The 21,526-nt window shown below is 69.3% G+C and carries 23 protein-coding genes; 14 read left to right on the forward strand and 9 right to left on the reverse strand.

The window, feature by feature from the left end; translation table 11 throughout:
- Positions 1-57 precede the first annotated feature (57 nt).
- Positions 58-603: a hypothetical protein gene (locus VNJ48_RS18320; protein ID WP_325604756.1), complete on the forward strand. Its 546-nt coding sequence runs from the start codon at positions 58-60 to the stop codon at positions 601-603.
- Positions 604-864: 261 nt separating this feature from the next.
- Here the strand turns inward: VNJ48_RS18320 and VNJ48_RS18325 are convergent, their stop codons facing one another.
- Genes VNJ48_RS18325 through VNJ48_RS18340 form a run of 4 tightly spaced genes read right to left on the reverse strand, consistent with a single transcriptional unit; the run spans position 865 to position 4,163 of the window.
- Complete coding sequence (locus tag VNJ48_RS18325) at positions 865-1,185, reverse strand: sec-independent translocase (RefSeq protein ID WP_325604758.1); 321 nt, start codon at positions 1,183-1,185, stop codon at positions 865-867.
- Positions 1,186-1,188: 3 nt separating this feature from the next.
- Positions 1,189-2,334, reverse strand: coding sequence for an Mrp/NBP35 family ATP-binding protein (locus VNJ48_RS18330; RefSeq protein WP_325604759.1), 1,146 nt, complete (start codon positions 2,332-2,334; stop codon positions 1,189-1,191).
- A 33-nt stretch (positions 2,335-2,367) separates the two neighbouring features.
- Positions 2,368-2,895 carry a DUF1003 domain-containing protein gene (locus tag VNJ48_RS18335; RefSeq protein WP_325604761.1) on the reverse strand — a complete coding sequence of 176 codons (528 nt, stop codon included), beginning with the start codon at positions 2,893-2,895 and terminating at the stop codon, positions 2,368-2,370.
- Positions 2,892-4,163: a magnesium transporter MgtE N-terminal domain-containing protein gene (locus tag VNJ48_RS18340; RefSeq protein ID WP_325604763.1), complete on the reverse strand. Its 1,272-nt coding sequence runs from the start codon at positions 4,161-4,163 to the stop codon at positions 2,892-2,894. Before VNJ48_RS18340 ends, VNJ48_RS18335 begins: the two co-directional genes overlap by 4 nt.
- Positions 4,164-4,265: 102 nt before the next feature.
- Between VNJ48_RS18340 and VNJ48_RS18345 the strand changes: the two genes are divergently transcribed.
- The 12 genes from VNJ48_RS18345 (at position 4,266) to VNJ48_RS18400 (ending at position 17,029) form a co-directional block, all read left to right on the forward strand.
- Entirely contained in the window at positions 4,266-4,664 is a 399-nt protein-coding gene (locus VNJ48_RS18345; RefSeq protein WP_325604765.1) for a hypothetical protein, read from the forward strand.
- Between the two features lie 89 nt (positions 4,665-4,753).
- Positions 4,754-6,214, forward strand: a complete 1,461-nt coding sequence (locus VNJ48_RS18350; protein WP_325604767.1) for a phospholipase D-like domain-containing protein — start codon at positions 4,754-4,756, stop codon at positions 6,212-6,214.
- A 161-nt stretch (positions 6,215-6,375) separates the two neighbouring features.
- Positions 6,376-8,343, forward strand: a complete 1,968-nt coding sequence (locus VNJ48_RS18355) for an endonuclease/exonuclease/phosphatase family protein (RefSeq protein ID WP_325604769.1) — start codon at positions 6,376-6,378, stop codon at positions 8,341-8,343.
- A gap of 107 nt (positions 8,344-8,450) precedes the next feature.
- Complete coding sequence (locus VNJ48_RS18360; protein WP_325604771.1) at positions 8,451-9,533, forward strand: hypothetical protein; 1,083 nt, start codon at positions 8,451-8,453, stop codon at positions 9,531-9,533.
- The gene (locus VNJ48_RS18365) at positions 9,530-10,405 is read left to right on the forward strand and encodes a glycosyltransferase family 2 protein (RefSeq protein ID WP_325604773.1); all 876 of its coding nucleotides are present in this window, start codon (positions 9,530-9,532) and stop codon (positions 10,403-10,405) included. Before VNJ48_RS18360 ends, VNJ48_RS18365 begins: the two co-directional genes overlap by 4 nt.
- A gap of 7 nt (positions 10,406-10,412) precedes the next feature.
- Positions 10,413-11,996: a class I SAM-dependent methyltransferase gene (locus VNJ48_RS18370; protein WP_325604775.1), complete on the forward strand. Its 1,584-nt coding sequence runs from the start codon at positions 10,413-10,415 to the stop codon at positions 11,994-11,996.
- A complete protein-coding gene (locus tag VNJ48_RS18375; RefSeq protein ID WP_325604777.1) occupies positions 11,993-12,187 on the forward strand; it encodes a DUF6752 domain-containing protein in 195 nt (64 codons plus the stop codon). The genes VNJ48_RS18370 and VNJ48_RS18375 overlap by 4 nt, the downstream gene beginning before the upstream one ends.
- A 3-nt stretch (positions 12,188-12,190) precedes the next feature.
- A complete protein-coding gene (locus tag VNJ48_RS18380) occupies positions 12,191-13,300 on the forward strand; it encodes a hypothetical protein (RefSeq protein WP_325604779.1) in 1,110 nt (369 codons plus the stop codon).
- Positions 13,301-13,399: 99 nt separating this feature from the next.
- On the forward strand, positions 13,400-14,599 hold the full coding sequence (locus tag VNJ48_RS18385; RefSeq protein ID WP_325604781.1) for an acyl-CoA dehydrogenase family protein: 1,200 nt from the start codon (positions 13,400-13,402) through the stop codon (positions 14,597-14,599).
- 36 nt (positions 14,600-14,635) lie between these two features.
- Positions 14,636-15,661: a hypothetical protein gene (locus VNJ48_RS18390; RefSeq protein WP_325604783.1), complete on the forward strand. Its 1,026-nt coding sequence runs from the start codon at positions 14,636-14,638 to the stop codon at positions 15,659-15,661.
- Complete coding sequence (locus tag VNJ48_RS18395; RefSeq protein ID WP_325604785.1) at positions 15,658-16,467, forward strand: class I SAM-dependent methyltransferase; 810 nt, start codon at positions 15,658-15,660, stop codon at positions 16,465-16,467. The genes VNJ48_RS18390 and VNJ48_RS18395 overlap by 4 nt, the downstream gene beginning before the upstream one ends.
- 10 nt (positions 16,468-16,477) lie before the next feature.
- Positions 16,478-17,029 carry an AAA family ATPase gene (locus VNJ48_RS18400; RefSeq protein ID WP_325604787.1) on the forward strand — a complete coding sequence of 184 codons (552 nt, stop codon included), beginning with the start codon at positions 16,478-16,480 and terminating at the stop codon, positions 17,027-17,029.
- 10 nt (positions 17,030-17,039) lie between these two features.
- Here the strand turns inward: VNJ48_RS18400 and VNJ48_RS18405 are convergent, their stop codons facing one another.
- The 3 genes from VNJ48_RS18405 to VNJ48_RS18415 form a co-directional block, all read right to left on the reverse strand.
- Positions 17,040-17,519, reverse strand: a complete 480-nt coding sequence (locus VNJ48_RS18405; RefSeq protein ID WP_325604789.1) for an HIT family protein — start codon at positions 17,517-17,519, stop codon at positions 17,040-17,042.
- A gap of 21 nt (positions 17,520-17,540) precedes the next feature.
- On the reverse strand, positions 17,541-18,677 hold the full coding sequence (locus VNJ48_RS18410) for a glycosyltransferase (RefSeq protein WP_325604791.1): 1,137 nt from the start codon (positions 18,675-18,677) through the stop codon (positions 17,541-17,543).
- A gap of 110 nt (positions 18,678-18,787) precedes the next feature.
- Entirely contained in the window at positions 18,788-18,994 is a 207-nt protein-coding gene (locus tag VNJ48_RS18415; protein ID WP_325604793.1) for a hypothetical protein, read from the reverse strand.
- A 75-nt stretch (positions 18,995-19,069) separates the two neighbouring features.
- Here VNJ48_RS18415 and VNJ48_RS18420 point away from each other — a divergent pair, with 75 nt between their 5' ends.
- Complete coding sequence (locus tag VNJ48_RS18420) at positions 19,070-19,765, forward strand: ceramidase domain-containing protein (protein ID WP_325605051.1); 696 nt, start codon at positions 19,070-19,072, stop codon at positions 19,763-19,765.
- Here the strand turns inward: VNJ48_RS18420 and VNJ48_RS18425 are convergent.
- Positions 19,719-19,919: a hypothetical protein gene (locus VNJ48_RS18425; protein WP_325604795.1), complete on the reverse strand. Its 201-nt coding sequence runs from the start codon at positions 19,917-19,919 to the stop codon at positions 19,719-19,721. The genes VNJ48_RS18420 and VNJ48_RS18425 overlap by 47 nt on opposite strands.
- A complete protein-coding gene (locus VNJ48_RS18430) occupies positions 19,912-21,501 on the reverse strand; it encodes an HNH endonuclease signature motif containing protein (RefSeq protein ID WP_325604797.1) in 1,590 nt (529 codons plus the stop codon). Before VNJ48_RS18430 ends, VNJ48_RS18425 begins: the two co-directional genes overlap by 8 nt.
- Positions 21,502-21,526 lie beyond the last annotated feature (25 nt).

The raw sequence follows: 21,526 nt of genomic DNA on the forward strand, positions 1-21,526 counted from the left end.
TAAGGGACTTTTGCGCGTGTAGTCAACGGCTTGTGCACAGGCCGCTAGAGTTGGCCGATGCCGCCGCAGCCGTCCTGGGACGACCAGCTCTTCGTCCTCTTCGACGACCTCGAGGGACAGGCCGCCGCGCTCTACGAGCTCGATCGCGATGCCGAGCTCGTGGACCGAAGTCGCGCCGCCTACCGCCAGGTCAGCCTCGAGTCCCGGCTGGTGGCCAGCACCGGTCTGCAGGTCGGCCTGGACGTGGCGGGGGTGGGGCGGATCGAGGGTGCGCTCCAGCGCGTCGGGACCGGGTGGTGCCTGGTCAGCGGCCATGCCCAGGACTGGATCGTGCGCACGAGTCGTATCCACGTCGTCCATGGCGCCTCGGATCGCTCCGTGCCGGAGGCGGCCTGGTCCCCGTTGCACAAGCTGGGCCTGGCATCAGCGCTGCGCCGGTTGGCTGAGTCGCAGCTCCGGTGCGTCGTCCACCTCGTCGACGGCGCTCAGCACGAGGCGGTGGTCTGCCGGGTGGGGGCCGACTTCCTGGAGATCCGGAGCCCCAGCGACGCGCTGGTGCTCATCGGCTACGACGCCGTCAGCGCCGTCCAGAGCCGGGACTAGATGCTCGGCCGAGAAGCGTTGTCACTGGCACTTCATCGGCCCAGGCGACCCTTGGCCGTCGGGTCAGCAAGGGCTGTGGTGTGCCCGTCACCGATCGGCGTACCGCTCTCGGCAGCAGCTACCGAACAGTCGCGGGGTGCGTGAGAACTCTCGACCCCCGGACTGTTCGGTAACGCGCCGGCGGGTCGTGGTTCTGCCAGCTTCCGGTTCAGGATGCCGGCCGGTGGTCGAAGGTCGCCCCCACAAGCCCCCGCTCGAGGATCAGGTCGCGTCGACGTCGTACGGCGGAAGCTGACCCTCGGCCAGGGCGGGCTCGGTGACGTGGCGTTCGTCCTCGTCCTCCATCGCCTCGATGATGTGGCGCCGGACGATGGCGCGTGGGTCGAGGTCGCGGAGCTCGAGGTCGGCGTATTCGGGACCCAGCTCGTCACGCAGCTCGTCGCGAGCGGCGTGCGCCATCTTGCGGGCCTTGCGCAGCATGAACGCGGCCTGCTTGGCGAGGTCGGGCAGGCGATCGGGTCCGAAGACGACGATCGCGACGAGCGCGATGACCACGACCTCGAGGAGCCCGATGTCGAACACAGGTCAGAACTTTGCGCTCGGAGTGAGGCCCAGCTGCATGCCGGCCAGGCCTCGGCTGCGTCCGGCCAGGGCGTCCGCCACCGCAGTCAGCACCACGGCAGCGGGCGCGGTCGGGTCGGACTCGACGATCGGCTTGCCCGCGTCGCCACCTTCGCGCAGTGACGGGTCGAGGGGGATCCGGCCGAGGACCTTCACGTCGTAGCCGAAGCGTTGAGACAGCGTCTGCGCCACGCGGTCGCCGCCACCGCTGCCGAAGACCTCCATCGTCGAGCCGTCGGGGAGGGTCAGGAAGCTCATGTTCTCCACGACCCCCACGACGCGCTGGTGCATCATCGAGGCCATCGTGCCGGCGCGCTCAGCCACCTCCGCCGCCGCCTCCTGGGGCGTGGTGACGACCACGACCTCCGCGTTGGGGAGGTGCTGGCCCAGCGAGATGGCCACGTCGCCGGTGCCGGGCGGAAGGTCGAGGAGCAGTGCGTCCAGGTCGCCCCAGTAGACGTCGGACAGCATCTGGACGAGCGCCCGGTCGAGCATCGGCCCTCGCCAGGCGACCACCTGGTCGCGGCGGGGCTTGAGCATGCCGATGGAGATGACCGAGACCCCGCTCGGGGTGGGGACCGGCATGATGAGGTCCTCGACCTGGGTCGGGCGCGCGTCGGCGATGCCGAGCATCGCCGGGATCGAGTGGCCGTAGACGTCGGCGTCGAGGACCCCGACCTTGAGGCCCTGCTTGGCCATCGCGATGGCGAGGTTGACGGTCACCGACGACTTCCCGACGCCGCCCTTGCCGCTGGCGATCGCGAAGACCTTGGTCAGCGACCCCGGCTGGGCGAAGGGGATCTCTCGCTGCGCCTGACCGCCGCGCAGGACCTCCTGGAGGCCGGCGCGCTGCTCGGCGCTCATCACACCGAGCGTCAGGTCGACCGAGGTGACGCCCGGGACGGTGTGGACGGCCGCCGTCACGTCGCGGGTGATGGTGTCCTTCATCGGACAGCCCGCGACGGTCAGCAGGACCGTCAGGGCGACGTCGCCGGTCTCCGAGACGGTGATCGAGTCCACCATGTCGAGATCGGTGATGGGACGCTTGATCTCGGGGTCGTTGACCTGGGCGAGAGCAGTGGTGACCTGCTCGACAGTGGGGGCGCTCATGATGGGGATGAGTCTACGAGTCGTGCGGTCGCCTCAGCCCGCCGGTCGGGCATCCGGACCATCCTTCTCGTCACCCTGGGCCAGGTCTTCGATGTCGTTGAGCAGGCCCCTGAGCTCGGATCGCAGGAAGTCGCGGGTCGCGACCTCTCCGACCGCCATCCGCAACGAGGCGACCTCGCGGGCGAGGAACTCCATGTCTGCGTGGGCGCGGGCGTTGGCCTGGCGGTCCTGCTCGCCGATCACCTTGTCCCGGATCTCCTGGCGATTCTGGGCCAGGAGGATCAGCGGGGCGGCGTAGGACGCCTGGAGGCTGAGCATCAGGGTCAGGAAGATGAAAGGGAACGGGTCGAAGCGGAGCTCTCGTGGGGCCAGGTAGTTCCAGAGCACCCAGACGATGACGAACATCGTCATGTAGATCAGGAACTTCGCGGTGCCCATGAACCGCGCGAACTGCTCGGCGAAGATGCCGAACGCGTCGGCGTCATAGTTGGGCCGGGGCATGAGGGACCGGCGGGTGTCGCGGGGCTGGTCGAGGCGCACGCGCGCGCGGGATTCGCTCACCGGCCGCTACCTCCGCCGATGGGGCCGGGCCGCACGGCCCGGTCGCGCCAGTTGTCGGGCAGCATGTGGTCGAGCAGGTCGTCGACCGTCACCGCGCCGAGGAGGCGTCCCTCCTCGTCGACCACCGGCGCCGCGACGAGGTTGTACGTCGCGAGGTGCGCCGCCACCTCGTCGATGGTCGCGTCCGGGCGGAGCGGGTCCATGGATTCGTCCAGTGCGGCCGCGACCAGGGTCGAGGGCGGCTCCCTCAGGAGTCGCTGGATGTGGGCTGCCCCGAGCAGCCTGCCGGTGGGCGTCTCCAGGGGCTGCCGGCAGATGTAGACCAGAGCTGCGAGCGCGGGCGTGAGCTCAGGGTTGCGCACGTGCGCCAGGGCGTCGGCGACGGTGGCGTCGGGGGAGAGGATCACGGGCTCGGGCGTCATCATGGCGCCAGCCGTGTGTTCGGCGTACGACATCAGGCGGCGTACGTCCTCGGCCTCGTCCGGCTCCATCAGCCCGAGCAGGGTGGCGGCGGTCTCCGGGCTGAGGTCGGCGATGAGGTCGGCCGCGTCGTCGGCGGACATCTCTTCGAGGACGTCGGCGGCTCGCTCGGAGTCGAGGTGCTCGAGGATGTCGACCTGGTCCTCGTCGGGGAGCTCCTCGAGCACGTCGGCGAGGCGCTCGTCGCCCATCGCAGCGACGACAGCCGAGCGTCGCTCCCGAGGAAGGTCGTGGATGACGTTGGCGGCGTCGGCCGGTCGCATCTCGCTGAGAGCAGCGATGAGTTGGGTGGCACCCTGGGTCTCCTCGCGTCGACTCAGTCCTTCGAGGTCGCGCCAGTCGACCGTGTGGGTCTGGCCGCTGCGCCGGAAGCCCTTGGACGGCTCCTGCACGGCGACCTTCGAGAGCACCCAGTCGCGGTTGCGTGCCTGCTCCATGGCGACGTCGTAGACCGTCCCCTGGACGCCGGTGTCCTTGATGGTCACGCGACGGTCCAGCATCTGTCCCATGACCAGTGTCTCGCTCGGGCGCTGCTCGAAGCGCCGCATGTTGAGCAGACCCGTGGTGTAGACCTGCCCGCTGTCGATGTGGGTGACGCGGGTCATCGGCACAAAGATCCGGCGTCGGCCGAACACCTCGGCGACCATCCCCAGCACCCGCGGCTGGTGTGCCTCCGTGCGCAGGGCCACGACGATGTCGCGCACCTTGGCGACCTGGTCACCCTGGGGGTCGAAGATCGGCAGGCCCACGAGACGGGCCAGATAGACCCTGGTCGGCTTGCTGCTCATGGCACCCAAGGCTACCGGGGACGGCGCCGGTCGAAGCCCGACGCGACGGGCCGGAGTCGCGGAAGATGTGGCAGGGCCCGCGATGTCAATTACCATCGGCCCATGGCAACTCTGGGGACCAAGATCGCCTCCGCGCTCGTGGCGCTGTGCGCTGCGACCGTGCTCGGGGCATGCGGCAGCGAGTCCGGCACCGACGACTCGGCGGCCGACCCCACCTCGCAGCCGACGTCCGAGTCGCCGAGCACGGCATCGACGGAGCCGGGCGCCCTGCCCGAGTGCGCTGACGTGTGGGTCGACGGGACCGATCTCCCGAAGGACTACACGGCGTGCACCACCGACGGTGTGACCGTCGAGCCGGTCAAGCGGACCTGTGGCTACGGCGCCAAGTTCCTGGAGCAGGACGGCCGGTTCTTCGCCATCAAGGGCAACCGGATCACCGATGCCGGCGACCTGGAGACCAGCGAGGAATACCAGCAGATCCTGGCTGCCTGCCAAGCCTGAGACAACGAATCCCGCGTCGCCGACATCACAGCACCAACGGCACGCCCACGTTCACACCAAGGGGACAAGTCATCACCATGAAGTCACGCATGACCATCACGGTCGCCGCCTCAGTCCTGGCGGTCGTCGCGCCACTGACGACGCTCGCCACCCAGGCCAGCGCCTTCGAGCAGCCTTCACAGGTCGCCAGGACCAGTCCCACCGCGACGCCCACGCCCACGCCGACGCCCACGCCGACGCCCACGCCCACGCCGACACCCACGGTGCCGGCGCCGACGGCGACCACGACCACGGCGACGCCCACCCCGGTCCCGACCGAGGAGCCGACCGAGGAGCCCCCCCAGTCGAAGAGCAGGTGGAGCCCCAAGGACGGTGTGCGCTTCAACGAGCCCCGGCAGGCCGAGAAGTCCCACAAGATCAACCGCTACATCCGCCACGCGATCGCCAACAGCCCCAAGGGCTCGCAGATCCGGCTGGTGACGTGGAACTACAGCAACGCGCTGTTCGTCAGCGACATCATCGCCGCCCACAAGCGCGGCGTCAGCGTCCGGGTCATCATGGCCAACGGTCTGGCCGCGTCCCAAGGGGCCGGCAGCTTCTACCCGCGCACGCGTGACGCCCTCGCCAGGGGCAACGCCAAGCGCGACCCGGAGATGACCAGCTGGTTCCGCACCTGCCTGAACTCCTGCCGCGGCAAGGAGGGCATCCAGCACGGCAAGTTCTTCATGTTCAGCCGCACCGGCGGCGTCAACAACGTCGTCATGTCGACCTCGGCCAACCTGACCGACGCGGCGGCGTACGTCCAGTGGAACGACCTCCTGACCATCTCGAACCGTCAGGTCACCTGGGACAACTACACCAAGGTCTTCAAGCAGATGTCGCGCGACAAGCCCATCAAGAAGGCGTTCCACACCTTCGAGGACGGCAACTACTCGGGCTGGTTCTTCCCCAACATGGGCAAGCTCAGCAACTACAACGTCATCAGGATGCTCGACAAGGTGAAGTGCAAGGGTGCCGTCGGTGACGCCGGCAAGAACGGCTACACCGTCATCCGGGTGTCGCAGGCGGTCTTCAACGGCAAGCCCGGTTCGGCGGTCTCCGCCAAGCTCCGCAACCTCCACGAGCGCGGCTGCAAGATCAAGCTCGTCTACGGCGTCCTGAACAACCTGTCCCGCACGAACCTCGAGGACATCCCGAAGAAGACGATCCTCGAGGACACCAACGGTGACGGGTACGTCGACCGCTACATCCACATGAAGGCGCTGACGATCTCCGGTCACTACGACGGCAAACGCTCCTCGCACATCGTCTACCAGGGCAGCGCCAACTGGTCGGGCATGAGCACCCTCTCCGACGAGCAGGGCTTCATCATCCGCAGCAAGTCGCTCGAGGAGGACTACTCGAGGTTCATCAACTACCTCTACAAGAACCCGCCGCCGCAGGGTGAGGACCTGATCAAGCTGATCGTGCTGCGCCAGCGCCTCGGGTTCGACCCCTACGCCCAGATCCGCGAGGAGATGGGCATGGGAGCGATGAAGCCGGCTCTCTGAGCAGGTTGCGGTGTCGCTCGACAACTCCAACGCGCGTTCGTGCGTCAAGTAATGCAGGGGCCAGACCGGTCGCGGTCTGGTCCCTGTTGCATTCGTGAACTACCGTGACTGGTGTTACTGATGTTGTCCCTTGCTCTGTGCTGTCTATCCCGGAGGTTGCCATGAAGGCGCCCATCGCCCTCATCGCCCTGTTCGCGAGCCTGCTCACGCCGCTCGCCCTGACCGTGCCGGCTGATGCTGGTGCAGGGTCGGTCCAGCTGAGCGGGGTGCAGTCCGCTGCCCCATCGCAGGACGTTCAGCAGGCTCCGGTCCGGAAGCGGCGCAACGCCGGGGAGACCGTGTCCAGCGGCGGTGAGCACGGCTGCCAGCTCCCCGGAGACGGTTCGCTGCTCTGCTGGGGCCGTGACCAGTACGGCCAGCTCGGCGACGGCAAGGTCGGCCCGGACGTGATGGCACTGCAGCGCGTGATGGGCGGCAACAAGTGGCGCAGCGTGTCCAGCGGAGGCGCCTCCACCTGCGCCATCAAGAACAGCGGCAAGCTCTTCTGCTGGGGAGTCAACCACCGCGGCCAGGTCGGCGATGGCTCCACCAAGGTGCGCGCCAAGCCGGTGGTCGTCAGCAAGAACACGAAGTGGCAGAGCGTGAACGCCAGCTGGTTCAACACGTGCGGCATCACGAGCCAGGCAAAGCTCTACTGCTGGGGCGACAACGCGGCGGGCCAGCTGGGCAAGGTCAAGGCGAAGCAGTCCGCCAAGCCCGTCAAGCTCCCAGGCGGCAAGTGGGCCTCGGTCCACGTCGGCAGCCGCTTCGTGTGCGGCACCAAGACCGACGGCTCCCTGTGGTGCTGGGGCGGCAACCTCTTCGGCCAGCTCGGCATCGGCTCGTACGGCGGCAAGGACAAGCCGACCCGCGTCGGTACGTCGACCGACTGGGCCGAGGTCTCGACCTCCTGGACCCACACCTGCGCGCGCACCACCGCCGGCGCCGTCTACTGCTGGGGTCGCAACACCTATGGCGCGCTCGGCAACGGCAACGTGACCACCACCGCCACCCCCCAGCTCGTCATCGGCGGCCGCACGGCAGTCGACATCACCACCTTCGAGGGCGGCTCGTGCCTGCTCGACGACAAGGGTCAGGCCTGGTGCTGGGGGAACAACGCCTACGGCCTCATCGGCGATGGGACCGTGCCCTTCACGGCAGAGCCCGTGGCGGGCCCGACTGGCCTGTCCCAGATCGAGGCAGGCTGGCGTCATGTGTGTGGCATCAACAGCGCCGGACCCACCTGCTGGGGCGCCAACGACCGGGCGCAGCTCGGCAACGGGACCCTGACCAGCAGCATCTCGCCGATCGAGGTGGAGCCGCTGCCACCGGCCGACCCCGCTGGCGTGACGGACTTCCGCATCGCCACCGTCAACGCGCTGGGCAACCACCACACCCGCGCCTACGCCCACGACGACTCCTTCGGCCCGGCCACCACCCGGATGGGCTGGATGGCCGACCAGCTCGACGCCAGCGCGGTCGACATCATGGGCATGCAGGAGGCCAACTCCGACCAGATGTTCCACTTCCTCAAGGCCGCGCGCGGCACCTGGGACGTCTACCCGCGCCCCGAGGCCGGCGACGACTTCGCCGAAGCGGCCATGGCGTGGCGCACCAGCGTCTGGGAGCTCGTCGAGGCGAGCACCATGATGAACCAGTTCATCAGCAAGGAGCTCCCGCGCCCCGTCGTGAAGCTGCGGCACCGGGTGACGGGCAAGGAGATCTACGTCATCAACGTGCACAACGCGCCCTGGGACTACGCCTTCAAGCGCCAGCGGGCCGTCAACGTGCAGGTCGCCAAGATCAACGAGCTGCGCGCCACCGGCACCCCGGTGTTCTACATCGGTGACCACAACGAGAAGCGGGAGATCCTCTGCAAGGTGCTCGAGAAGACCGACCTGGTCAGCCCGTTCGGTGGTGCGTACGACGACGCCACCGGCAGGTGCACCAACCCCCCGAGCCGGATGCGGGTCGACTGGATCTTCGGCTCGCCGGAGGCTTCCTACGCCAACTTCGAGTACACCCGGCCCCCGCTGCTCAGCTTGGTCACCGACCACAACATGGCCCTCGTCGACGTCCGCCTGCCCTGATCCTGCGACCCGAGGGGCCGACTCGATAGGGTCGGCCCCGGCAGCACCGCACTACCGGCCAACCGGGGCCGGCTGCGACGGTGCCGATCAAGGGGAGGGAGTTTCGCGTGGCTGAGCGCGTCGTGCTCCACATCGGCTCGATGAAGTCGGGCACCAGCTTCATCCAGAACGTCCTGGGCAACAACCGCGACGCACTGGCCCAGCACGGCATCTCGTTCGCCGGCGAGAAGTGGCGCGACCAGGTGGCGGCCGTGCAGGACCTGGCTGCCCACGGCGGGCCGAAGCAGCCCCCGCTGGAGCCGGCCGGCGCGTGGCAACGGCTCGTCGACGACATCAACGCCAGCCCTGGCACGTCCGTGGTGTCGATGGAGTTCCTTGCGCCACGCATGACCCCGAAGATCGAGATCATCCGCGATGCGCTGCACGGTCGGCTGGACGTCGTCCTGACCGGGCGCGACCTGGCCCGCAACATCGCTGCCATGTGGTTGGAGTCGGTGCAGAACGGGTCTGCCGTCACCTGGGACGACTACCTTGCCGCCGTACGCTCCGAGGACAACGTGTCGCCGGTCGCCCGCAACTTCTGGAACCACCAGGGCCTGGCCACGATCGCCCGTCGGTGGAGCGACGTGGTCGGCCCCGAGCACTTCACCGTGATGACCGTGCCGCCCAAGGGGGCGTCGAGCAGCCTGCTGTGGGAGCGCTTCGCGCAGGTCCTCGAGCTCGACCCGGCCGCCTTCGAGCTCAACGTGCGCGCCAACCGGTCGATCGGCCTGGCCACGGCGATCACGCTGCGACACCTCAACGAGATCCTGGCTCGAGACGGCACGCCTGCCGCCGACCAGCGGTTCTACGACCTGCTCGTCAAGCACCTGCTCACCAAGCGCGGGCTCGTCGCGCGGGAGGGTGAGCCGACCCTGGGTCTCGACGAGCGCTGGGTGATGAAGCGCGGTGCGGCCGAGGTGACCGCACTGCGGGCGCAGGGACACCGGGTGGTCGGGGATCTCGACGAGCTGTTGCCCCAGCCGGTCCGCGGCATCCACCCCGACCAGGTCTCCCTCGCCCAGCAGCTCGACGCAGCCATGGAGGGCCTGGCCCGGATGACCCAGATCAGCATGGAGCGCGAGGACAAGCACCGCCAGCGGCTGCGTCGCCGCAACGCGCGGCGCCGGGCCCAAGGAGGGAACCCATGAGTCTCCCGCACGTCGCCGTGATCACCATGGCCCGCGACGAGGGCACGATGCTGAGGCGCTGGGTGGAGCACTACTCGCGCGAAGTGGGGGCCGACAACCTCCTGGTGGTCGACGACAACAGCTCCGACGGGTCCACCGACGACCTGCCCTGTCCCGTGCTGCGGATCCCACCACTGACCAAGAAGTCCTTCGAGCCGGCCCGCATGGGGCTGCTCGGCGGCCTCTCGGCCGGGCTGCTCGAGGCGTACGACGCAGCGATCTTCTGCGACGTCGACGAGTTCATCGTCGCGGACCCCAAGATCCACGAGTCGCTGCGTCACTTCGTGGCTGCCCGGCCGGACCGCCGGGCCGTCGGGGTGATGGGCCTCAACCTGGTCCACGACGTGGCAACCGAGCCCCCGCTCGTCGAGGGTGAGCCGATCCTGGGGCAGCGACGGCTGGCGAAGTTCCTTCCCCTCATGTGCAAGCCGTCGCTGAAGTGGGAGCCCGCCAACTGGGCGCTCGCGTCGCACGGCATCCGCTGCCCCTTCGAGGTCGACCCGGAGCTCTTCATGTTCCACATGAAGTTCGCCGACCGCGACCACCTCAAGGCCGTGGCCGACAAGCGCCACGAGATGTTCCGCACCGACGGGCGCGCCGCCCGGACGAGCTGGGAGCGCAGCGGGGGCGACATGGTCGACCTCCTCGACGAGATCACCGCCGACATCGACCACGACGCGATCAAGCCCTTCGGTCCGCCGCTGCAGAAGCTCGCGAGCATCGTCGAGCAGAGCGCTCCCGACATCTGGCGCGCCGTCGGCGGTGGCCAGGTCCAGGCCATGCGCAACCGCCCGTTCGTGCGGATCCCGGACCGGTTCCTCGGCCGGGTGTGACGGCGGCATGACCAGTCCCGGGGATGTGTCGGTGATCCGCGAGGTGCGCGTCGACGACGACGGCCTGACGTTCGCGGCCGAGAAGGACGTGCTGTGCAACCTCTCCTTCGACGGCCGGCGCATCTGGTCGTTCTGGTCGGTGCGCGACAGCTCCGTCGACGGGCCACGTCGGCGGATCGCCTGGCCGGAGCGGCTCACGCTGCACCTCGAAGGCACCACCCGCCTCGGCCTCGCCCTCGGTGACGGCACGTCGGTCTTCGACGACGAGGTCCGCCTCGGCACCGAGGACCGCCGACTGACCGTGGTCGGCCGCGACGGAGCACTGCTCGGGATCGACATGTACGGCAAGCTGGTCAAGACCTTCGAGACCAAGGACCGCAGCGAGCTCACCCCGCTCCTCGACGCCCTCGAGACCGTCCTCGCCCTGCTGCACGAGCAGGGGCTGGCGGCGTTCCCGGCCTACGGCACGCTGCTCGGTGCGGTGCGCGAGGGGACCTTCCTGGGTCACGACAACGACGCCGACGTCGGCTACGTCAGCCGGCACACCCACCCGATCGACGTGATCCGCGAGTCGCACCGCGTGCAGCGCGCCGTCGAGCGTCAGGGCTGTGCCACCAGCCGCCACAGCGGTGGAGCCTTCAAGATCGACGTGCCCGACGCTGACGGGTCGGTGCGCGGGCTGGACGTGTTCGGCGGCTTCTTCGCCGAGGGGCACCTGGCTCTGCTCGGCGAGATCTGGGAGCCGTACCAGCGCGAGTGGATCTTCCCGCTCGGCACGGTGACGCTCGACGGACGCGAGCTGCCGGCCCCGGCGGATCCCGAGCGGCTGCTGGCTGCCGCCTACGGACCAGGCTGGCGGGTGCCGGACCCGGCCTTCCAGTACGTCAAGGACCCGGACGTGCAACGCCGCTTCGACGAGTGGTTCCGCGGCACCCGCCTCCATCGCGCGGCGTGGGACCACCGCTACGGCCTGGCGCGGCTGCTGCCGCCGTACCAGCCGCCCCACGACATCTCCCGGCACCTGCACGAGCGTGAGGACCCGGATGCGTGGGTCCTCGACCTCGGCTGCGGGCGGGGGCGCGACTCACGGTGGCTGGCCAAGCAGGGCCGGCGGGTGGTCGGGCTCGACTACTCCGACGTGGCGATGCAGTTCGTCCGGACCGCGGCGCTCGAGCAGGGCTGGCCGCTGGAGCTGCGCACGATGAACCTGCTGGAGCTGCGGCACGTGCTGTCGTGGGGGGCGCTGCTCGCCTCGCGCCCGGGGCCGCGCACCGTGCTTGCGCGGCACCTCATCGACTCCACGTCGACCTACGGCGTCGACAACTTCTGGCGCCTCGTCTCCATGGTCCTGCGGCCGGGCGACCGGGTGCATCTGGAGTTCCTCACCGAGGAGATCGAGGACCGCGAAGGTCGACCGTCGTTGACGCGGGCGCTGGACGTGGCGGCCGTGAGCGCCGACGTCGTCGGTCGTGGTGGAGTGGTCACCGACCGGGTGGACCTGGTGGGACAGGCGATCGACTACGGCTATGGCGAAGAGCTGTCCAAGGGCATGAGCTGGCGGTCCTGCCGCCTGGAGGTGGAGTGGCAATGAGGATGTCCAACAAGGACCTGGAGGCCCGCGTGGCCCAGCTGGAGTCGCAGGTCGCGACCCTGACGACGCGGGTCGAGGAGGGGGCGGTGCTGCACCAGCGCTTCGCGGAGCTGCTCGACCTCGTCACCGAGCTGCTGCCCGGTGCCGATCCCGCCAAGCTGCAGCAGTACGTCGACGAGCTGGGCTCCTAGGACGTGCCCATCTCTGCCAGCACCGAGGTCTTCGTCCACATCGGGCTGCCCAAGACCGGGACGTCCTACCTGCAGGCGATCGCCTGGCCGGGTCGGGCGGAGTTGCGCGACGCGGGGCTGCTGCTGCCGGGGGCACGCAAGAGCGACCACCTCTTCGCCTCGATGATCGTGCGCGACGATCCCGGCGTCGCCCGGCGCGGACCCGACGCCCCCCAGGCGTGGGACCGGATCCTGGCGGACATCGCCGACTGGGACGGCAACGCGCTCATCAGCCACGAGTTCTTCTGTGCCGCGTCGGCCGACCAGGCGCAGCGGATGGTCGGCCAGCTCGCTCCGGCCGAGGTCCACGTCGTCGTCACCGCGCGCGACCCGCTCGGCCTGCTCACCAGCAGCTGGCAGGAGTCTCTCAAGAACAAGTCCACCACCCCGCTGGCCGACTACGGACGCACAGAGTCCGACGACCCGCGCGACGTGTGGGACTGGCGTTCCCTCGACCTCGGGCTGGTGCTCCAGCGGTGGGCGCCCGCAGTCGCGCCCGAGCGCCTGCACCTGATCACGCCCACGCCGGCGGGCTCCGGGCGTGAGGTGCTGTGGGAGCGCTTCGCCGGGGTGCTCGGCATCGAGCCCGACACGTGCGACACGTCGCGCGGGTTCGCCAACTCCTCGATGGGCCTGATCGAGGCGGAGACGCTGCGTAGGGTCAACGAGCGGCTCAAGGGTTTCAACAACGCGCGGGCCCGCGGGGTGTGGCTGCGCTCCTTCCTGGCCGACGAGCGACTCGTGCCGCGCGGAGGCGAGCCGTTCTGGCCGGCGTCCGACCAGGTCGAGGACGCCCGCCGGCGAGGCGCCCGCGCGGTGGAGCTGGTCCGCGCTGCGGCGTACGACGTGGTCGGCGACGTGGACCTGCTGCTGGTGCCCGACGACCTGCCGCCCCGGCGCAACCCGCAGTCGGTCACCGACACCGAGGTCGCTGACGTGGCGCTGGACCTCGTGGCCACCCTGCTCGGCGACCTCCAGCGCCGGACCGACCGGAAGCCGTCATCGTCCGGGCCGCCGCCGACCCCGCCGCCGACCCGGCTCGCCAGACTGCGCCAGGCCATCCGCGGCGTGTGACGACTGTCATGCCGGACGGCCGACCCAGTCCCTGCCCACCTGCCTAAACTACCGTCGAGTAGCCACCACGCTCCGAGCAACGAACTGAAGGGACGCCCCATGGGTCGCCTGTGCCAGACCGACGGACTCACCGAGGACCAGACGGAGATCCTCAAGGCAGTGCGTCAGTTCGTCGACGAGAAGATCATCCCGGTGGCGACTGAGCTCGAGCACGCCGACGAATACCCCCAGGAGATCGTCGACGGGCTCAAGGAGCTCGGCATCTTCGGCCTGATGATCCCTGAGGAGTACGACGGCCTCGGCGAGTCGCTGCTCACCTACGCGCTCTGCGTCGAGGAGATCGCGCGCGGCTGGATGAGCGTCTCGGGCGTCATCAACACCCACTTCATCGTCGCCTACATGCTGATGCAGCACGGCACGGAGGAGCAGAAGCAGAAGTACCTCCCGCGCATGGCGACCGGCGAGGTCCGGGGCGCCTTCTCGATGTCCGAGCCGGCGCTCGGCTCCGACGTGGCCGCGATCTCCACCAAGGCCACCTTGGGAGACGACGGCAACTACACGATCAACGGCCAGAAGATGTGGCTGACCAACGGCGGCTCGTCCACGCTGATCGCCGTCCTCGTCAAGACCGACGAGGGCGCCGACTCGGTCTACAAGAACATGACGACCTTCCTGGTGGAGAAGGAGCCCGGCTTCGGCGAGACCGCGCCCGGCCTGACGATCCCCGGCAAGATCGACAAGATGGGCTACAAGGGCGTCGACACCACCGAGGCGATCTTCGAGAACCACCCGATCGCAGCGGAGCAGATCCTCGGTGGTGAGCCCGGCAAGGGCTTCTACCAGATGATGGACGGCGTCGAGGTGGGCCGCGTCAACGTCGCGGCCCGCGCCTGCGGCATCGCCAACCGGGCCTTCGAGCTCGGTGTGGCCTACTCCCAGCAGCGCGAGACCTTCGGCAAGAAGATCGCCGAGCACCAGGCGATCCTCTTCCGTCTCGCGGAGATGGCGACCAAGGTCGAGACCGCGCACACGATGATGGTCCGCGCCGCGCGTACGAAGGACAAGGGTGAGCGCAACGACGTCGAGGCCGGGATGGCCAAGATGCTCGCCAGCGAGTACTGCAACGAGGTCGTCGAGGCGTCGTTCCGGATCCACGGCGGCTACGGCTACTCCAAGGAGTACGAGATCGAGCGGCTCTACCGCGAGGCGGCGTTCATGCTGATCGGCGAGGGCACCTCGGACATCCAGAAGATGATCATCGGCCGCAGCGTGCTGAAGGACTACAAGCTCAAGGGCTGAGTCTGAACCGTCCCGGCTCTGGATAGGGTGGCGCGCATGTCGCCCGGGCAGCAACGCCTCGTGCTCCACGTCGGAGTGATGAAGTCGGGCACCTCGTTCATCCAGTCGCGGCTCTTCGCGAACAAGAAGATGCTGCTGTCGGACCGCGGCATCCTCGTCCCGGGGCTGAACTGGCTCTCGCAGGTGATGGCGGCGCGCGACGTCCTCGGCTCGGGTGAGGAGCAGTGGGCCAAGATGGCCGGCAAGGTCAACGCCCACGACGGCACGTCCGTGATCTCGATGGAATACCTCGGGCCGGTTCGTCCGGCCGTGGCCCGCCGCGTCCTCGACTCCTTCCCCTCGCACCAGGTCGACGTGGTGATCACCGCCCGCGACCTGAACCGCTCGATCGCCGCGATGTGGCAGGAGACGGTGCAGAACGGCCGCACCTGGACCTTTGCCGACTACCTGGCCGGCATCGAGGCGTGGCGACCGGGGCACCGCTCTGCTGGCGATCCCCCGGAGGCCGGTCGGACCTTCTGGCGCCAGCAGAACCTCGTGCGCATCGCGCGGACGTGGGGCGAGCTCGCGCCGGTGTCGGTGGTGACGGTGCCGCCGCCCGGCGCTCCGCGCGATCTGTTGTGGGAGCGCTTCTGCTCGATCCTGCGTACGCCGCCGGACGGCTTCGCTCCGGCGCGGCTGGACAACGAGTCGGTCGGTGCCGCGTCCACCCTGGTCGTCCGGCGGTTGAACGAGCTGCTCACCGAGGCGGGACTGCCGTTCCCCGAGGGGACGGACCTGCGCAAGGGCGTGCTGGCCAAGCAGGTGCTGGCCGCCCGGAAGGCGGCCGAGCCGGCCATCGGACTGTCCGTTGCTCCGTGGGTGCGCGACCATGCCGCCCACATGGTCACCGCCCTCACCGACCTCGGGATCACCCCGACGGGCTCGTGGGACGACCTGGCGCCGGTGGACGTGCCGGGCGTGGACCCGGCCACCATCGACGACTCGACGGTCCTGGACGCAGCCATGGCGGGCCTGGCCGGGTTCCTGGCCCAGCAGATCCGGGAGGGGGACGAGTCGTGAGCTTCGACCCGCGATTCTTCTACGACGACTACCCACGCATCGAGGAGGCCTTCGGCGCCCTCGCCGACATCTCGCTCGCCCCTCGTGGCCCCGGCATCCTGTTCCAGGTCGTGCGCGAGCTCGACCTACCACCCGACTCGGTGGCGCTCGACGTCGGCTGCGGGGAGGGGAGGCACGCGGTGCGCCTCGCGATCCACTTCGGGTTCGAGGTGCTGGGCGTCGACCCGGTGCAGCGCCACCTCGACCTGGCGCGCGAGGCCCGTCGTGACGAGCCGGACGAGATCTCGTCCCGGGTCTCCTTCAGCCGCGGGACCGCGTCCGACCTGCCCGTCGCCGACGCGTCGGTCGACCTGGTGTGGTGCCGCGACGTGCTCGTCCACGTGACGTCGCTGGATGACGCGTACGCCGAGATCGCCAGGGTCCTGAAGCCGGGGGGCCGAGCGCTGGTCTATCAGCTCGTGGCCACCCCGCTGCTCATCGACTCCGAGGCCGCTGTGCTGTTCCCGGTGATGGGGGTGGTTCCGACCTCGATGGAGCGGGTCGTCACCGACGTGGCGATCGCCCGGTCCGGTTTGCAGGTCGACGCGGACCTCGACGTGGCCTCCGAGTGGGGCGAGCACGCCGAGGAGGAGTCCGGCCGTGCCTCCCAGGCGCTGCTCCGCCTCGCCAGGCTGCGACGGGACCCGGACCGCTATCGGGCGGCGTTCGGCGATGCGGCGTACGACGTGATGCTCGGTGACTCGCTCTGGCAGGTCTATCCGATGCTGGGCAAGCTGGCCGGGCGCATCCTGGTGCTGACCAAGTGAACGTGGTCGCGTGGCCCGGCTGATCCACCTGAACGGTCCGCCGGGGATCGGGAAGTCGACGCTGGCCAGGCGCTACGTGGCCGACCACCCGGGCGTGCTCAACTGCGACATCGACGTGCTCCGGACGTTGATCGGCGGGTGGGAGGACGACTTCGCCGGTGCCGGTGCGCTCATCCGGCCCTCCGCGCTCGCGATGATCAGCGCCTACCTGGCCGCCGGAAACGACGTGGTGCTGCCCCAGATGCTGTTCAGCCCGGAGGAGCTGGCGAGGTTCTCGGGCTGCGCCACCGACGTGGGGGCGGAGTACGTCGAGCGTTTCGTGATGGACTCCGAGGACTCGGCCATTGCCCGGTTCGGTCGTCGAGGGGCCGACGCGCCTGCCGACCCGTGGCACGGGCAGGTCCGCACCATCGTCGCGGCCAACGGGGGAGAGGCGGCGCTGCGGCGCTGTCACGCGGCGCTGACGACGCTCCTCCTCGAGCGGCCGGACGCGGTCGTGATCCCTAGCATCGAAGGGTCTGTGGGCGAGACGTACGACTTGCTCTGCGCCTCCCTGGGTTGATCTCCCCGAGCTACGCGTCGAAGGTGCGCGGGAGTCCGATCTCGGCGGCCAGTCTTTCGGCGTAGGGCTCGCGCTCTGCGGCGTCCACGTAGGCGGACTCTGCGTCCCGGACGTAGAGCCGGTCATCGGCGTACCGCGGGAAGACGTGGACGTGCAGGTGCCAGACGTCCTGGTTCCCGGCGGGTTCGTTGTGCTGCCGGGTGGAGATCCCGTCGCAGTCGTAGGCCCGCCGCATCGTGCGGGCGACGAGCGCCGTCAGGTCCCAGACGGCGTGACCGACGTCAGCCGGGATGTCGTAGAGGTTCTCGACGTGTGCCCGCGGGATGACGAGGGCGGCTCCCGGGTTGCCCGGCCACCACTTCGGCGAGATCCGGGCGTAGGCCAGGTCGGTCACGGCCACGACGTCGCCGGGTTGGTTGCGCTCGTTGTACGCGCCCTCCTGGATCCGGCAGAAGGGGCAGTCGTAGCCGGGGGGTTCGTGGGTCCACACGGGTGTGATTGTGGCGTACGTCTAGCGCGCGGCCTCCTCCAGCGCTGCCAGAGCGGCCGACGGGCCCGGCAGTGCCTGCCACTCGTCGGCGACGCCGACGCACCGCGCGCGCATGTCGTCATCGGCGAGGACCTCGCGGGCGCATGCCCCGACCTCCTCGAGGGTGACGGTCGCCGCGTCGAGGGTGGCAGCCAGACCCAGCTCGTGGGCGCGCATCGCGTTGTGCGGTTGGTCTGCGCCCAGCGGCAGGAGCACGGACGGGAGCCCATGGGCCAGCGTCGCCATCAGGCTTCCTGAACCGCCATGAGAGATGACCAGGTCGACGTCGGTGAGGACATCGCCCTGCGGCAGGAATCGTTCCACCCGCACGTGGGCCGGCTGGGGCCCCAGGTCTGCGGGGTCGGTCCCTCGTCCGACTGTGGCGATGATGTCCGCGTCGAGGCCGGCGAGCCCGGCCAGGAGGCGCTCGAAGAGGTCGCCCGACGCCGTGTTGAAGATCGTGCCGAGGGTGACGTAGACCCGCGGCCGGCCGGAGCGCGACGTCGCCCTCGGCGCAACGAAGGACCTGTAGTGCGTCGGGCTCAGGGACATCGGCGACATCGGACTCCGGAACGAGGGCGCCGCATCGGTCAGCACCAAGCCGGAGGTCAGCAGCGTCAGCTCGGGGTCCGGCGGTAGGCCGTGTTCAGCGCGGATGGAGTCGAGGCGCTGGGCCACCAGCTCTGGCCGGATCAGCAAGCCCGCGGCCAGCACGAGGTGGCTGGCGACAGGCACGTCCAGCAGCTGGGCGGCGATCGTCGTACCGAGGTCGGTCTCGTCGCGGAGCACGAGGTCGGGCTTGTAGGCGCGGATGACGTCCGGCACGGCCAGTGCCATCCGACGTGCGCCCCGGTCGGCGAAGTTGTCAGCAAACTCGAGCTCGGTCGCGCGAGCATCCATCACCTCGAGCGGCGTCCGGCCCCGGCTCGCACGCGTCTGGTCGTGGTGCGGCCGCGGGCTGGTCGCGAAGGCGGTGAACCCGGCCTCCTCGATCCGCGGGACCAGCCCACCCGACCCGGCGATCGCCACGTGGTGCCCGGCGTCGCGTGCCGCACGTGCCAGCGGGAGCAGCGGAGCCAGGTGGCCGAGGCCGCCGACGAAGGTGACGAGGAGACGCATGATGGCTCACCTTAGAGAGAGCCGCTGTGTCGAGTGGAAGGACGCCTTCGACGGAGCCAGCGGCTGCTCGTGTCGGTGGGGGATCCGACGCTTCACGTGCCCCGGAAGGCTCAGGCCCGGTCGACCTCGTCGGGCGCAACCTCGCGGCGACGTAGATCGGCCTTCATCGTGGCGATCCGTTGGTCGGTCCGGTCGATGCGGTAGGCGTCCAAGGTGCCGTGCCGCACGCCCAGTCGGATGATCCAGTACACGGCGAAAGCGGGGACTGTCCACAACACGAAGAAGAAAATCAGCTCGACCAACCCGACGTCCATCATCGGCGGAGGTTATCGCACTGCCGTGTGCGTGAGCGAAAACGGACGCGCGGGCGCCGCGGGCCTAACCTGACCCCCGTGACTTGGACCGATGTCGTCGACGGCTATTGCGAACGGACAGACGCGAGCTATTGGTCCGAGCCGCTCAATGCGGTGTCCAACCTGTCGTTCATGGTGGTCGCCGTCATCACCTGGCGTATGGCGCGTGCGGCCAATGACAAGGCCGCGCTCCTTCTCGCCCTGTCCGCCGGCAGCATTGGTATCGGGTCGTACCTCTTCCATACCCACGCAACACGTTGGGCGCTGCAAGCGGACGTCTGGCCCATCCGGGGCTTCGTGCTCCTGTTCATCGGATTCGCCGTCGTTCGCTTCTTCAACGCACCGCGGTGGGCGGGCCTTGCGACTGCGGCCGCGTTCGTGATGGCGACCGCGGCGACCATCGCGCTCGGCGGGGCGGTGGGCGTCACGTTGAACGGGTCGATCGGTTATGCCCCCATACCTGCGGCTATGGTGTTGATGGCTGCCCTGGTGGCACGCCGCGACCAGCGCGCAGCCATCGGCATGCTCCTGGGTGCCGCAACTTTCATCCTTTCCCTCGCCCTGCGCACCGTCGACCGTGAGCTCTGCGCGTCCCTGCCGCTCGGCACCCATTTCGGCTGGCACCTGCTCAATGGCGTGGTGATCGGAACGATGATCGCCGTGTTCATCCGAGGCGGGCGTGTGGTCGTCAACGACCTCGGCCGGTCGTCGCTCCCCATCGCGACAGACCGCTGACAGGCATCTCGGGCGTCAGTCCCAACAGCTCGTCCAGCTTGTTCATGGGCATGCGGCCTTCGTACTCGCTGGCCGCGATCATCAGCGTTGTCACGAGCTCGACCTCGCCAAGGAGATCGCCATCCTCGAGGCTCACGTCGAACTGGTCATACACGCGAACACCCCCATTGCGGTCGACTCGGGTGGACACCCATCTGTGTGCCCCCGATGAAGCCTTCTGGAGGCCATGCTTCCGCACCTGTGGCAACAGCACAGCAACAGCCGTGGCCCGGTCCCCAATTTCGGGGAAAGGCACGAAATCGCTTGACGTCGACCGGTGAGCGGTCGTTGTCACCCCGCGCGACATGCCTGTGGCCCCCGCAGGCCGTGCTCTGCGGGGTGTGGGGCAGGGAAGTCAGCTGTCGGGTGGGGGGCCCGGTCGGGCCGATCGGTCGGGATCCTGTGTGGTCGCGGAGGTACTGGTCTCCCAGCGGGCTGGTCCAGATGAACACCCCGGGGTCGGTCGTGCGGTAGCGCCAGCGACCCCGGGTCTTGAGGCGATGGTGTCGCCTGCACAACGGGGCGAGGTTGTCGGTGCTGGTGGGACCACCGCGGGTGGGGTCGGTGTGGTCGAACGGGACGACGTGGTCGAGGTCGCAGCTGCGCGCGTTGCGTCCGCACCACGGGAAGACGCAGGTCCGGTCCCGGGCGATGACGTGGTCGCGGATCCGGCCGGTCGGTGTGTAGCCGGCCGTCTCGAGACGCTGGTGGAGGTCAATGACGGGCTTCACCGTGACCTGGACGTCGGGGCGTCCGCACCAGTCCCGGATCTGGTCGGCCGCCAGGCCGCGGTGGCCGGCCTGTTCGACGTACCCGCTCAGGTACTCGTCCCCGTCGGGGTTGGTGCGGAGAATCGCGTCGGCGGAGAGGTGGGCGTGGAGCACGATCTGGGTCGTCGCCGGCTGCTTCGAAGTCGGCCGGGCGTCGGCGTCAGGGTCGTTGAACCCGAACGCGAGCTGGTGGCGGGCAAGGTCACCCAGGGCGGTGGCGCGGCGCCCGTCGAGGGTGTCGGTCGAGCCCAGGTCAGCAAGACGGGCGGCACCGTCTGCGACCGCTCGGGCGAGGCCGAGGGCGTCGGGGACGTCGAGGTCGGCCTCGAGGTGCATGGTGCCCTCGAAGGAGACCTGGTCGGTGATGAACGTGACGTGCCGCTTGTCTGCTGCGGCTTCGACCTCCGCTGCCAGCAGCTCGGGCATGAACCTGGCCCGGGCGTGGGCCACCAGCCTCATCAGCTGCGACGGAGTGAGCCGGTTGGCGCACCACGCGGTCTGCATGTCCACGAACGCCGCCGCCTCCGGCGTGAGGTCGACTGTGGTCTGTGCGATCACCCGGGCCCGCCACGGCATCACGTCACCCATCAGGACCCCGGCCCACAACCGGGGCAAGCGGTAGCGCAGCTCGATGACGTCAGTCAGGTAGGACCCGACCGAGTCGCACGTCATGCCGAGCTTGGTCGCGACGTCTGGGATGCAGAACTCGTCTATGGCCGGGGAGCCCTCCCCGGCGAGAGTCTTCGGGGACTGGAAGCACCCGGCAGGGTCCTCCGAATCCGCGGCCGGGTGCAGCGCGACCCAGTGCGCGGCCAGCTGCATCGACCTGACGTCGGAGGCCCGCCGCAGGTCCTGCTCGGACCGCAACGCAGCCAGCACCTCGGCCGGAGAGTCCGGCAGAGTCGCGGTGGTGGCGGTCGCTGTCATGAGACAAGCCAAGCAGGGACCACCG

It is taken from the genome of Nocardioides sp. (assembly GCF_035576065.1).
GTDB lineage: Bacteria > Actinomycetota > Actinomycetes > Propionibacteriales > Nocardioidaceae > Nocardioides.

Excerpts from the sequence above, each read along its gene's own strand:
- VNJ48_RS18320 (WP_325604756.1), top strand. The coding sequence starts at position 58 with ATGCCGCCGCAGCCGTCCTGGGACGACCAGCTCTTCGTCCTCTTCGAC.
- VNJ48_RS18330 (WP_325604759.1), bottom strand. The coding sequence starts at position 2,334 with ATGAGCGCCCCCACTGTCGAGCAGGTCACCACTGCTCTCGCCCAGGTC.
- VNJ48_RS18340 (WP_325604763.1), bottom strand. The coding sequence starts at position 4,163 with ATGAGCAGCAAGCCGACCAGGGTCTATCTGGCCCGTCTCGTGGGCCTG.
- VNJ48_RS18345 (WP_325604765.1), top strand. The coding sequence starts at position 4,266 with ATGGCAACTCTGGGGACCAAGATCGCCTCCGCGCTCGTGGCGCTGTGC.
- VNJ48_RS18350 (WP_325604767.1), top strand. The coding sequence starts at position 4,754 with ATGACCATCACGGTCGCCGCCTCAGTCCTGGCGGTCGTCGCGCCACTG.
- VNJ48_RS18355 (WP_325604769.1), top strand. The coding sequence starts at position 6,376 with ATGAAGGCGCCCATCGCCCTCATCGCCCTGTTCGCGAGCCTGCTCACG.
- VNJ48_RS18365 (WP_325604773.1), top strand. The coding sequence starts at position 9,530 with ATGAGTCTCCCGCACGTCGCCGTGATCACCATGGCCCGCGACGAGGGC.
- VNJ48_RS18370 (WP_325604775.1), top strand. The coding sequence starts at position 10,413 with ATGACCAGTCCCGGGGATGTGTCGGTGATCCGCGAGGTGCGCGTCGAC.
- VNJ48_RS18375 (WP_325604777.1), top strand. The coding sequence starts at position 11,993 with ATGAGGATGTCCAACAAGGACCTGGAGGCCCGCGTGGCCCAGCTGGAG.
- VNJ48_RS18385 (WP_325604781.1), top strand. The coding sequence starts at position 13,400 with ATGGGTCGCCTGTGCCAGACCGACGGACTCACCGAGGACCAGACGGAG.
- VNJ48_RS18390 (WP_325604783.1), top strand. The coding sequence starts at position 14,636 with ATGTCGCCCGGGCAGCAACGCCTCGTGCTCCACGTCGGAGTGATGAAG.
- VNJ48_RS18410 (WP_325604791.1), bottom strand. The coding sequence starts at position 18,677 with ATGCGTCTCCTCGTCACCTTCGTCGGCGGCCTCGGCCACCTGGCTCCG.
- VNJ48_RS18415 (WP_325604793.1), bottom strand. The coding sequence starts at position 18,994 with ATGATGGACGTCGGGTTGGTCGAGCTGATTTTCTTCTTCGTGTTGTGG.
- VNJ48_RS18430 (WP_325604797.1), bottom strand. The coding sequence starts at position 21,501 with ATGACAGCGACCGCCACCACCGCGACTCTGCCGGACTCTCCGGCCGAG.